The organism is Stenotrophomonas lacuserhaii, assembly GCF_039674585.1.
Lineage (GTDB): Bacteria > Pseudomonadota > Gammaproteobacteria > Xanthomonadales > Xanthomonadaceae > Stenotrophomonas > Stenotrophomonas pennii_A.
The window spans coordinates 1-11,400 of record NZ_JBDJNU010000065.1; the positions used below are offsets into that span (position 1 = coordinate 1).

The 11,400-nt window shown below is 68.6% G+C and carries 9 protein-coding genes; 3 read left to right on the top strand and 6 right to left on the bottom strand.

The window, feature by feature from the left end:
* Positions 1-201: 201 nt before the first annotated feature.
* Together ABE522_RS16770 and ABE522_RS16775 are read right to left on the bottom strand one after the other, a co-directional pair.
* Positions 202-543, bottom strand: a complete 342-nt coding sequence (locus ABE522_RS16770; protein ID WP_042614545.1) for a hypothetical protein — start codon at positions 541-543, stop codon at positions 202-204.
* A 124-nt stretch (positions 544-667) separates the two neighbouring features.
* Entirely contained in the window at positions 668-1,843 is a 1,176-nt protein-coding gene (locus ABE522_RS16775) for a thiolase family protein (protein WP_182657713.1), read from the bottom strand.
* A gap of 199 nt (positions 1,844-2,042) precedes the next feature.
* On the opposite strand from ABE522_RS16775, the gene ABE522_RS16780 reads away from it, so the two are divergent.
* Positions 2,043-4,904 carry a S8 family serine peptidase gene (locus tag ABE522_RS16780; RefSeq protein WP_406846386.1) on the top strand — a complete coding sequence of 954 codons (2,862 nt, stop codon included), beginning with the start codon at positions 2,043-2,045 and terminating at the stop codon, positions 4,902-4,904.
* A gap of 357 nt (positions 4,905-5,261) precedes the next feature.
* On the opposite strand, the gene ABE522_RS16785 is transcribed toward ABE522_RS16780, so the two are convergent.
* A complete protein-coding gene (locus ABE522_RS16785) occupies positions 5,262-6,359 on the bottom strand; it encodes a Glu/Leu/Phe/Val family dehydrogenase (protein WP_346592675.1) in 1,098 nt (365 codons plus the stop codon).
* Between the two features lie 303 nt (positions 6,360-6,662).
* On the opposite strand from ABE522_RS16785, the gene ABE522_RS16790 reads away from it, so the two are divergent.
* Positions 6,663-7,751 (top strand): HDOD domain-containing protein, encoded by a 1,089-nt coding sequence (locus ABE522_RS16790; RefSeq protein ID WP_346592676.1) that lies wholly within the window; start codon positions 6,663-6,665, stop codon positions 7,749-7,751.
* A 6-nt stretch (positions 7,752-7,757) separates the two neighbouring features.
* Here the strand turns inward: ABE522_RS16790 and ABE522_RS16795 are convergent, their stop codons facing one another.
* Genes ABE522_RS16795 through ABE522_RS16805 form a run of 3 tightly spaced genes read right to left on the bottom strand, consistent with a single transcriptional unit; the run spans position 7,758 to position 10,631 of the window.
* Positions 7,758-9,326, bottom strand: coding sequence for a phospholipase D family protein (locus tag ABE522_RS16795; protein WP_346592677.1), 1,569 nt, complete (start codon positions 9,324-9,326; stop codon positions 7,758-7,760).
* A gap of 44 nt (positions 9,327-9,370) precedes the next feature.
* Complete coding sequence (locus tag ABE522_RS16800) at positions 9,371-10,078, bottom strand: RNA pseudouridine synthase (RefSeq protein WP_346592678.1); 708 nt, start codon at positions 10,076-10,078, stop codon at positions 9,371-9,373.
* Between the two features lie 55 nt (positions 10,079-10,133).
* Entirely contained in the window at positions 10,134-10,631 is a 498-nt protein-coding gene (locus tag ABE522_RS16805; protein WP_346592679.1) for a M48 family metallopeptidase, read from the bottom strand.
* 61 nt (positions 10,632-10,692) lie between these two features.
* Here ABE522_RS16805 and ABE522_RS16810 point away from each other — a divergent pair, with 61 nt between their 5' ends.
* Positions 10,693-11,250 carry a DUF2058 domain-containing protein gene (locus ABE522_RS16810; RefSeq protein ID WP_101100370.1) on the top strand — a complete coding sequence of 186 codons (558 nt, stop codon included), beginning with the start codon at positions 10,693-10,695 and terminating at the stop codon, positions 11,248-11,250.
* Positions 11,251-11,400 lie beyond the last annotated feature (150 nt).

The following is an 11,400-nucleotide window of genomic DNA, read 5'->3' on the forward strand; positions in this document are numbered from 1 at the left end:
CATGGATGGCGCGAAACGAGGCCCGCAGGAGCGGCTCTTGCCGTCCCCCGCACAGCCCCACCGCCCGGCCCAGACCAAGGCTGCTGCTTTGAAGCCACCCGCGAGGGGGTCCCACCCGTTCGACCACCCCCGAACGACGGGCAAAGAAAAAGCCGCTGGCGAACCAGCGGCTTCTTCAGAACAGCGTGAAGAAAGAAGTTATTACTTCTTGGCTTCTTCAGCAGCGTCCTTGGCCTGCTCGGCGGTGCCTTCGGCAGCCTTGGCAGTGTCAGCAGCTGCGTCGGCAGCAGCGTCGGTGGCGGCGCCAGCGGCGGCACCGGCAGCGTCGGCCGAAGCGTCAGCAGCGGTAGCGGCGGTGTCGGCGGCCTGCTGGGCAGCGTCGGCGGTGGCGGTGCCAGCGGCAGCAGCCTGGTCAGCAGCAGCCTGCGCTTCGGTGGCAGCTTCGTTGGCCGAAGCAGCGGCGTCCTGGGCAGCTTCCTGCTTCGAGCAGGCAGCCAGGGCCAGGGCCAGGGACATAGCAACCAGCAGCTTGTTGATGCTCATTTGGTGAATCCTCGTCGTCGTTAGATAGGCAACGCGCAGTTGCGCGCCGCCAACATGATGACAAGCCACGAATGGCTGTCAAGCGATCCCGCATTCAGTTTTGCGAAACGGGCGTTAAATCCAATCAAATCAACTCGATGGCGATGGCCGTTGCTTCGCCGCCGCCGATGCACAGCGTTGCGATCCCGCGCTTGCCGCCGCGGCTGCGCAATGCGTGGACCAGGGTGACCACCAGACGCGCACCGGATGCGCCGATCGGATGGCCGAGCGCGCAGGCACCGCCATTGACGTTGAGTTTGTCATGCGCGATGCCCAGTTCACGCATCGGCGCCATCGCCACCACCGCGAATGCCTCGTTGACCTCGAACAGGTCGACATCGGCCAGGGTCCAGCCCGCCTTGTCCAGCAGTTTGTGGATCGCGCCGATCGGGGCGGTGGTGAACCACTCCGGTTCCTGCGAGTGGGTGGCGTGGGCGACGATGCGGGCCAACGGCTGCAGGCCGCGGGCGTTGGCATCGTCTTCGGACAACAGCACCACCGCAGCGGCACCATCGGAGATGCTGGAGGAACTGGCGGCGGTCACGCTGCCGTCTTTCTTGAACGCCGGACGCAGGGTCGGGATCTTGGCGATGTCGGCGCGGGTGGGCTGCTCGTCGACGGAAATTTCGACCTCGCCCTTGCGGCTGGCGACCTTCACCGCGACGATTTCATCGGCGAACGCGCCATTGGCCTGCGCGGCCTGGGCGCGCTTGACCGACTCGATCGCGTAGGCATCCTGCTCTTCGCGGCTGAACTGGTACTTGTCCACGGCGCACTCGGCGAACTCGCCCATCGCCTTGCCATCGTAGGCATTGACCAGCCCGTCGTGGGCCATGTGGTCCACCGCCTGGAAGTTGCCGAAGCGGTTGCCGGTGCGCGAATTGGGCAGCAGGTGCGGCGCGTTGGACATGGATTCCATGCCACCGGCGACCACGATGCTGGCCGAGCCGGCCTTGATCAGGTCATGCCCCAGCATGATCGCCTTCATGCCCGAACCGCACACCTTGTTCAGCGTGGTGGCGCCGGTGGACAGCGGCAGTCCGCCGGCGATGGCGGCCTGGCGGGCGGGCGCCTGGCCCAGGTTGGCCGGCAGCACGCAGCCCATGATGACTTCGGTGACGTCGCTGGCCGGCACGCCGGAGGCTTCAAGCGCGGCGGCGATCGCGGTCGCGCCCAGGGTCGGGGTGGGGACGCCGTTGAACTGGCCGAGGAAGGAGCCGATGGCAGTACGCTTGGCCGCGGCGATGACGATGTTGGACATGGCAATCTCGTTGTTGCGTGAGCAAATTCGGAAAAGGAGACGCGAGCCGTTGGAAGGCGACGCGAATCCCGGCAGACTGCGTGGGGGACGCCAGTATAGGCGGTGCCCCTGACTGCCGGTTGGCTGGCCGAGCGCCAGCATCTGGCGAGTGCGGCACTCGATACCTTCGACGGGGGATACAGGGATGAAACGGGTTCAACTGAATACGGCTACAGGGATGAAGACCGCGCTGGCCATCGCGCTGGCCGCGGCATTGAGCGCCTGCGGAGGCGGTGGCGGCGGGGGCAATGTCCGCGTCGAACCGCCCGCGCCGCCGCCGGTCACGCCACCGCCGGTGACCCCGCCTCCCACCACGCCGCCGCCCGAAGCGCCGCCGCAGCCGAGCAGGCAGGGCCATCTCACCGCGATCAACGCGCTGGGCACCGGGCTGACCGGGCAGGGCGTGCGTATCGGCGTCGTGGATTCAGGCGTCAACCGCACCCATCCAGCGCTGGCCGGTCGTGTGGTCGCCAACTACACCTATGTCGATCCGCGGGAGAACGACCTGGGACGCGATGACGTGGTCGGGCATGGCACCACCGTGTCGATGCTGGCCGCCGGCGGCGACTACGCCGGCTCGCAGGTCGGCGTGGCGCCCGGCGCGGAGATCGTCTCGGCGCGGATCATCGCCGACAAGCGGCCCGTGGACGACGGCAGCGGCAATGGCAACCAGGTCAGTGGTGCGATCGGCCTGGCGCCGGTGCATCGCGATCTGGTCAATGCTGGTGTCAAGATCATGAACAACTCCTGGGGTGGCCTGTACTGGACCAACGCAGCGACAACCGCACAGATCGCCGACGAGTACCGCCCGTTCATCACCAGCAACGGCGGACTGGTGGTGTTTGCCACCGGCAATGACGGCAGGTCCACCCCGTCGAACATGGCCGCGCTGCCGAGCCGCCCCGGTGTCGGTGGCAGCCTGCCCGCGGCCGACCTGGTGCGCGGCTGGTTGGCGGTCACCGCCGTGGACACGGTCACCCCGACCCAGCTTGCCAGCTACGCCAATGCCTGCGGCGAAGCCGCCAGTTACTGCCTGGCCGCGCCCGGCACCGCGGTCTATCCGGATCCACAGGCGACCACGGCGACCGCAAGCTATTACTACGGCTGGGGCACGTCCTATGCGGCGCCGCTGGTCTCCGGCGCGGCGGCGCTGGTCTGGCAACGCTATCCGTATTTCAGCAACGACCTGGTCCGCCAGACCCTGCTGGGCACGGCCACCGACCTCGGCGCTGCCGGCGTGGATCCGGTGTTCGGCAACGGGCTGCTCAATGTCGGCAAGGCCGTGAACGGTCCAGGGCGACTGGACTGGGGGGATGTCAGCGTCAGCGTCAACCGGCTCGGGCTGGATTCGGTATGGAGCAACGACCTCAGCGGGGCCGGCGGCCTGGTCAAGCAGGGCGTCGGCGCGCTGGGCTTGTCGGGACGCAATACCTACAGCGGTGCCACGCGCATCGAACAGGGCACGCTGGCGCTGCGCGGCGGCGCTTCGATCACCTCCAGCGTCAGCATCGTCGCCCAGGCCGGCAGCCCGAGTGGCGCCGCGCTGCAGTTCATGAACGGCACCACCCGGGTGGTCGGCAACGTCGACAACGGCGCCAGCGTGGTGCTGACCAGCGCCAACGCCGATGCCACCATCGAAGGCAATTACGTCCAGCGCGACGGTGCCCAGCTGATGGTCGCGCTGGGTGTCAACGCATTGCAGGTCACCGGCACGGCGACCCTGCAGGGGGGTGGGGTGCTGGTCAATGGCGCGATCGCCGGTTATGTGCCGGCCGATGGCACGCGGCAGTCGTTGATCCGGGCACAGGGTGGGTTGTCCGGCCAGTTCAACACCGCTGCGGTGGGCCAGAACGGCGTGTCGCTGCTGGAATCTTCGTACGGCTATGACAGCACCACGGCATGGCTGGAATTGACCCGGGTCAGCGTGGTCGCCGCAGCCAGCGCGGCGTCGCTGGATGCGCGCGCATTGGCATCGGCCGGGCGGGTGGAGCGCGCCTTCGAGCTGCTCGATGGCAGCCCGGACCTGCAGGGCAGCGCGTTCGCTGATGCGGCCGGCGATCTGCAGCGCACGCCCGGTGGCATCAGTGGCCTGTCGGCCAGCCTGGACAGCCTGTCCGGCAAGGCCCACGCACTGGCCACCCAGGCCACCTTCGACAGCGTGGACATGAGCCGCCGGGCGGTGGCGGCGCGCTTCGGCGAGGTGCAGGCTCGCCCGGCGCTGCGCGGTGCGTGGCAGCGTGCGCTGGGCGAGGCAGGGCAGGGCAATTTCGCCGGCAATGGAGCGCAGACCCGGGGCTGGATGGTGGGTCATGAAAGCGCGTTGGGCGGCAATGGCGTGCTGGGCGTGGCCTTCGGCGAAGTGCGCAGCAACGCCAGTGGCAACGACAACGGCGGACTGGGTCGTGATCGCCAGGCACAGGCGCAGCTGTACGCCGGCTGGAGCGAGGGGCGTGGCTACCTGCTGGCGCAACTGGGTGCTGGACAGTTCCAGCGCCAAGTGGACCGGCAGCTGCTGCTCGGTGCGCAGGCGGTAGCTGCGGGCGCGCGTTACGGCGGCCGCTTCGCCAGTGTCAGCGTGGAATCCGGGCTGCGCTTTGGCGGCCCGCGTACGGCGCTGACGCCGTACGTGGCGGCCAGCCAGGTGCAGGTGCGCTCGGACGGGTTCGCCGAGCAGGGCGGGCTGGGCTTCGGCCTGCGCATGCAGGACAACCTGGCGCGGCGCAGCCTGGCCATGGCCGGGTTGCGCGCCGAACGCCAGTGGCAACGTTGGACGCTGCGTGGCTACTCCGAATGGCAGCAGGAGCTGTCCAGCGCGGGCTTCGATGCGCAGGCCGGCTTCACCGGCGTGGAGGCGTGGGCGCCGCTGGTTTCCGGCGCACTGCCGCGCGCGTCCGGCCTGGTCGGCGTGGCGCTGGAAGCCGGGCTGGGGCGCAGCGGCCGGGTGTCGTTCGGCTACGACCAGCGTTTCGGTGGTGGCCTCGACGTATCGCAGGCGGCGCTGAACTACAGCACCGGCTTCTGATTTTGCGGTAGCGCCGAGCCACGCTCGGCGGCTTTGCGGGTCGGCGCCGCGTTGGCCGAGGAAAGGCGCCGCGCTTCGCGCTCGCCGAGCACGGCTCGGCGCTACCGGGCTGTCCGTGCCGGTATGTTCAGATCGCGCGGCTTTGCGGGTCGGCGCCGCGTTGGCCGATGAAAGGCGCCGCGCTTCGCGCTGGCCGAGCACGGCTCGGCGCTACCGGGCTGTCCGTGCCGGTATGTTCAGATCGCGCGGCTTTCCGGGGCGGCGCCGCGTTGTCCGATGGAAGGCGCCGCGCTTCGCGCTCGCCGAGCACGGCTCGGCGCTACCGGGCTTTCCGTGCCGGTATCGCGGGGTCCGGGGTCAGCCGGCGCGCAGGTCGCCCAGGCGCGGGGTGGCGCGTCCCATCGGCAGCTTCAGCTTGCCGATCGACTGGATGCGCGCTTCGGCGATACGGTCGGCCGCGCGCTGCGGCGCGATGTTCTCGCGCCGGGACAGGTCGAAGATGCGTCCCAGGTTGTGGTAGATGCTGCGGATCAGGCGCATTGCGCGTTCGCGGTTGTAGCCGTCGATTTCCAGCGAGACATTCATCACCCCGCCTGCATTCACCGCGTAATCCGGCGCGTACAGGATGCCGCGCGCGTGCAGTTCATCGCCCACTTCCGGATTGGCCAGCTGGTTGTTGGCGGTGCCGCAGATGATGCGCGCCTTCAGCCGCGGCAACACGTCCAGGCTGATCGCACCTTCCAGCGCACATGGCGCGAACACATCGGCGTTGACCTCGTGGATCTCGTCCGGCTTCACCGCCTCGGCACCGTACTCGGACACCGCGCGGTCCACCAGCGACGCATCCAGGTCGGTCACGTACAGCTTCGCACCGCGGTCGCGCAGCAGCTTCACCAGTTCCATGCCGATATGCCCCAGCCCCTGCACGGCAATGCTGGTCTTGCCGACTTCTTCGTGCCCCAGCTTGGCCTGCAGCGACGCCATCAGCGCCTGAAGCGCACCGTAGGCGGTGAACGGGGCCGGGTCACCGGAACCGCCGTGAACCTGGTGGACGCCGGTGACGAACTGGCTTTCCAGGTAGATGTTTTCCATGTCGTTGACATCGGTGCCGACGTCCTCGGCGGTGATGTAACGACCGCCCAGCGCATCGACCTGCCGACCGAAGGCACGCAGCAGCACTTCGGTCTTGTCGGTGCGCGGGTCACCGATGATCACCGCCTTGCCACCGCCGACGTTCAGGCCGGCCAGTGCGTTCTTGTAGGTCATCGTGCGGCTGAGCCGCAGCACGTCGGCCAATGCCTCGTCGGTGCTCGCGTAGGGGCGCATCCGCACACCGCCCAGGGCCGGGCCCAGGGTGGTGCTGTGCAGGGCGATGATGGCGCGCAACCCGGCATCGGGGTTGTTGCAGAAAACGACCTGCTCGTGACCGGTAGTGGCGAGGGTTTCGAATAGCATGGCGACTCCGTTGGCGTGAACAGCAGCGAACCACTTCGAACAGGCCAGCAACGATAAGGGTGCAGAAACAAAAAAAGCGACGTCGTCAGTTCAGGGGACGGGCCGCGCGGCGCCATTCTAGTCCATTCCCCGGGGTGGTGTTGTGCACGTCCGGGCCCCGTCGCGGGATGGGGGCCGCGGTTAAAGAACCCACCGTAGCGGCCGATGCTGGATGCACGGCGGTGTCCGCCTGAACCCAAGGAACGGTGCGGTGGCAGTGAAGCAATCCAACGCCCGCGTTGCCGGGCCATCCGGGGCGGGCCGATGAGCATGACGGGCAGCAGTGGCTGGGCTGGCTGGTGGGGGCGGCTGTTCGGCCGTGCAGGGGCGGGGCATGCCACGCACCCGCACACGCGGCGCCATGATGTCTTCGTGGCCGAAGCCGCTGCGCCGGCCGGGACGGCTGCCGCTGGCGGCGTCGACGCCGATGCTGATGCCGAGGCGCGGCTGCACTCCGGCCTGTATGCGCTGGCCCTGCACCCCGCCCTTGAGGGGGGCGCTGCCTGCAACGAAGCCCTGCTCGAGGCCACCCGCCAAGCGCTGCTGTCACGTGACTGGAGCGCGCGCCAGTTGCCACGGCGGCCGCAACTGCTGCCGCAGCTGATCCAGACCGTCAACGATCCGGAATCCTCTGCGCGGGCGACCGCGGCGATCATCGGCCAGGATCCGGTGCTGACCGGCAACCTGCTGCGCATCGCCAACAGCCCGGCTTTCCGCATGCAGGAGCGGCCGGTGGACAGCCTGCAGCGGGCCATCACCCTGGTTGGCACGGAAGGCATCCGGCAGATCATCAGCGCGGTGCTGGTGCAGCCGGTCATGCACCTGCAGTGCAGTGAGTTCCCGCAGTTCAGCACCATCATCTGGGAACATGCGCTGCTGTCCTCGCGCGCGGCGGCCGACCACGCCCGCACGGTCAGCCAGCAGGATCCGTTCGCCGCGCAGTGGCTGGGGCTCACCCAGGGCCTGGGCGCGGCGCTGGTGATGAAACAGTTGCTGCAGGAAGCGCAGACGCTGCAGGTCCCGCTGGACTATCCCACCGCCGAGGCGGTGCTGCGTCAGTGGACGTTGCCGGTCGCCCAGCGCGTGGCCGCGGCCTGGGAGCTGCCCGCGCCGGTGCACGAGGCGCTTCAGGCCAGCAACAGCGACAGCGGATTGCCGCGCACGCTGCGCTTCGCTCGCGCCGCGGCAGCGGCCAGCCTGCTGGCCCGGCATGGGCACATCGGCAAGAGCCAGGGCTTGGCCTGGCTGGAGCAGTTGCCGGGTACCCCGCCGCACGCGCTGCTGTGGATCTGGCGGCGCCTGCACGGGCGGCCGGTTGAAACCCTGGCCGACGAACACGACGGCGACGACTGAGTGGCGCTACAGCTGCGATTCCAGCGGTAGCCAGCTGATCACCCGCGCGCTGGTGCGCAGGCGCAGGCTGCTGTCGGGCTCGGCGGTCATCCAGCGCGGCGGTGGCTCACGTTCCAGCCAGCGCACCCGGTCCTGCTGGTCCAGTGCCAGCCACCAGCTCTGTTCCGGGCTGGACAGCCGCAGGTACTCGGCCGTCAGCTGGGCCGCCAGCACCGGGTCGTCGAAGATCACGCCCATTTCCGTGTTGAGGTAGGCCGAGCGCGGATCCAGGTTGAAGGAGCCGACGAAGCCGTGCCGGTCATCCAGCACGAAGGCCTTGGTATGCAGGCTGGCGCCGCTGCTGCCGAACAGGCCGGAGCTGGTCGCGTTGCCATGGGCCTTCAGTTCGTAGAGCTGCACGCCGGCCTGCAGCAGCGGCACGCGGTAGGTCATGTAGCCGCCATGCACGGCGACCACGTCGTTGGCGGCCAGCGAGTTGGTGACCACCCCGACCTGCACGCCGCGCTCGCTCAAGCGGGACAGGCCATCCAGCCCCTCGTTGCCAGGCACGAAGTACGGCGATATCAGCAGGGCCTTGTGCTGCGACGCCGTCAGCATCTGGACCAGGTCGCTGACCAGCCAGTTCTGCGGGTCATCGCGGCGGTGCTTCATGGGCGGATCGGAAACGATGCGCACATTGGCGCTCCAGTGCAGTGGCGCCGCGCTGGCACGCGCACGCTGCCGCGACTTCGCCACTTCCGCGAGGTAGGGCCTGGCCGATTCCAGCCGTGCTTCGTTGTCTGATTCGCGCATCAGCAGGCGCAGCTGCTGGCGGGTGTGGTAGGCCAGCGCGGCAATCGGCACGGCTGCTTCACTGTTCCAGTAATCGTCGAACACGGTATTGGCCTGGCCGACCGCTTCGCCGGCCACCAGCAGGTCCAGGTCGCGGAAGTTCACGTCCGGGCGCGCGCTGAAGTACTCCTCGCCGATGTTGCGGCCGCCGACGATGGCGACCCGGCCATCGGCGATCCAGCTCTTGTTGTGCATGCGGTGGTTGACCGAGAAGAACCGCTGCACCATCTCCAGCATGCGCCACGGCCCATTGCGGTTGCGGAACGGGTTGTACAGGCGGATCTCGATGTTGGGATGGGTGTCGAGCGCCATCATCAGCGCGTCCTTGTCCTGCGCGTTCATGTCGTCGAGCAGGATCCGTACCCGCACGCCACGCTCGGCGGCATCGTGCAGGGAACGCGCCATGAGGTGGCCGATCAGGTCGTCCTTCCACATGTAGTACTGCAGGTCCAGGCTGCGTTCGGCGCGTTCGGTGATCACCGCACGCGCGGCGAAGGCATCCAGCCCATCGGACAGGAAGGCCACGCCAGATGCGCCGGGATGCGCCGCCTGCAGCGCGCTTACCTCGCGGTCGATGCGGGTCTGCGTGGGGTGCACCGGCAGCACGTGCGATGTTTCGCCACGCGCCTGCGGGGTCAGATGGTCGGCCAGCAGCAGGCCGGACAGTACCAGCAACACCAGCAGCGCAAGCACGGTGGCCAGGCCGCGCAGCAGCCGGCGCCACAGGGGGAGGGGTTTGCTCATGCGCCGATCCTAACCGGCAGGCCGGTGCACGCGCAGTGTACTGGTCAGAAGCGCTCGTCGCTGCCCAGGTAACGCCAGCTGCCCGGCGCCAGCTTGCCCAGCGAGACGCGGCCGATGCGCAGGCGGCGGATGCCCACCACCTGCATCGACGCGCCGGCGCAGGCTTCGCGCAGCATGCGCGGATGCAGGCCCTTGCCGGCAAAGCGCAGCCGCTGTTCGCTCTGCCAGCTGATCTTGCAGCCGGGGATGGTGCGTCCGTTCTCCTTCAGGCCGGTCTGCAGCCGGGCCACGTCCCACATCGCGCGCTCGCCCTGGATATCCACCAGGAATTCCTGTTCGGTGCGCGCAAGCTGCTGCTGCAGGTGGGCGATGATCAGCGGGTCCTGGCTGACCACCACCAGGCCACTGTCCGATGCAGGCAGCGCGGCGGCGAGCTGCAGGCCGTGGAAGTGGCGCTGCAGCGGACGGATGCTGCCCAGGTCCAGCGGGCTCTGCGATTCCGGGGTGACCATCGCGCTGAGCGTGTGCGCGGCCGCATCGACCGGCTTGGCCAGCAGCATGCTGACGCGCTCGGTTTTCTCATCGCGCGCGGCCGGGTCCATCTCTACCGTCTCGGTGGTGACCTGCGCCTGCGGCTGTTCCACCACCTGGCCGTCCACGCGCACCCAGCCCCCTTCGATATAGCGGCGGGCTTCGCCACGGGGGCAGCCGAGCAGTTCGGCCAGGCGTTTGTCGAGACGGGTGGGGAGCATGGGGCAGGGAACCTCTAGGGGGCGCGCAGTGTACCTGCCACGGCGTTTGGCTGCTTCAGCCGCCGCGGTGGGCCAGTTCAGTCAGGAACAGCCGGGTGTCGAATTCCAGCTGCAGGTAGTCCGGTTCCATATGCTGGCACAGCTGGTAGAAGGCCTTGTTGTGGTCGGCTTCCTTCAGGTGCGCCAGTTCATGCACCACGATCATCCGCAGGAAGGCCGCCGGCGCCTGGCGGAACACGCTGGCCACGCGGATTTCACGGCTGGCCTTCAACCGCCCGCCGTGCGCGCGGGAGATGGCCGTGTGCAGGCCCAGCGCATGTTTAACCACTTCCAGCTTGTTGTCGTAGCAGACCTTGTTCAGCGGCACCGACTTGCGCAGGTAGCGGTCCTTCAGGTCCTGGGTGTAGTCATACAGCTGGCGGTCGCTGCGGACCTCGTGCGCTTCGGGATAGCGGCGCTGCAGCAGGGCGCCCAGGCGGTCTTCGGCCAGCAGCTGGCGTACCTGCTCCTGCAGGGGTTCGGGGTAGCCGGTCAGGTATTTCAGGGAGGGCATGGTGCCGCCGGGGCTCCGGTATCATGGGTGTCCCTAAGATAGACCAGTTGCAGGCAGGACCATGGCAAAGCCGAACGCGCTGCAGGAACAATTGCTCAAGGCCGGGTTGGCCAAGAAAGCGCAGGCGAGTGCTGCGGCCCGCGAGCAGGCCAAGGCCCGCCAGGGCAAGGCGCCGGACGCATCGGCGGAGATCCAGCGCGAGGCCGAGCGCGTGCGGCTGGAGAAGGTCGAGCGTGACCGCGCCATCGCCGCCGAACGCAATGCGCAGCTGCGTGCCACCGAGGGCCGCGCGCAGGCGCGGCAGATCGTGCAGGCGCATGCGGTTCCGCACGCGGGCGAGAGCGAGTACCGCTTCACCCACGGCGAGGTGATCCGCACGTTGCTGATCGATGCCAAGCTGCGCAAGGCGCTGTCGGCCGGTGCGCTGGTGATCGTGGCGGCGGGCGAAGGGTATGCGCTGTTGCCACGCGCGGCGGCGGAAAAGGTGCGCGAGCGCGCCCCGGAACTGATTGCGGTCGACCACGGCCAGGCCGGCGAGAGCACGGTGGCCTCCACCGGCAATGCCGAAGACGATGCGTATTACGCGCAGTTCCAGATTCCGGATGACCTGGTCTGGTAAGGGTTTTTCTGCGCTTGCGCGCGGGCTTGAAGCAACGGCAAGGGCAACGTCAAAAGCTGCGGGGCCGGGGGTTGGGCGGGGCGGGGCGGGGTGGCTGTGCAGGACACGCCGCAAGTACGTCCGTGTAGGCTCGCTTTTCGCATCCATGCG

Excerpts from the sequence above, each read along its gene's own strand:
- ABE522_RS16770 (WP_042614545.1), bottom strand. The coding sequence starts at position 543 with ATGAGCATCAACAAGCTGCTGGTTGCTATGTCCCTGGCCCTGGCCCTG.
- ABE522_RS16775 (WP_182657713.1), bottom strand. The coding sequence starts at position 1,843 with ATGTCCAACATCGTCATCGCCGCGGCCAAGCGTACTGCCATCGGCTCC.
- ABE522_RS16785 (WP_346592675.1), bottom strand. The coding sequence starts at position 6,359 with ATGCTATTCGAAACCCTCGCCACTACCGGTCACGAGCAGGTCGTTTTC.
- ABE522_RS16790 (WP_346592676.1), top strand. The coding sequence starts at position 6,663 with ATGAGCATGACGGGCAGCAGTGGCTGGGCTGGCTGGTGGGGGCGGCTG.
- ABE522_RS16795 (WP_346592677.1), bottom strand. The coding sequence starts at position 9,326 with ATGAGCAAACCCCTCCCCCTGTGGCGCCGGCTGCTGCGCGGCCTGGCC.
- ABE522_RS16800 (WP_346592678.1), bottom strand. The coding sequence starts at position 10,078 with ATGCTCCCCACCCGTCTCGACAAACGCCTGGCCGAACTGCTCGGCTGC.
- ABE522_RS16805 (WP_346592679.1), bottom strand. The coding sequence starts at position 10,631 with ATGCCCTCCCTGAAATACCTGACCGGCTACCCCGAACCCCTGCAGGAG.
- ABE522_RS16810 (WP_101100370.1), top strand. The coding sequence starts at position 10,693 with ATGGCAAAGCCGAACGCGCTGCAGGAACAATTGCTCAAGGCCGGGTTG.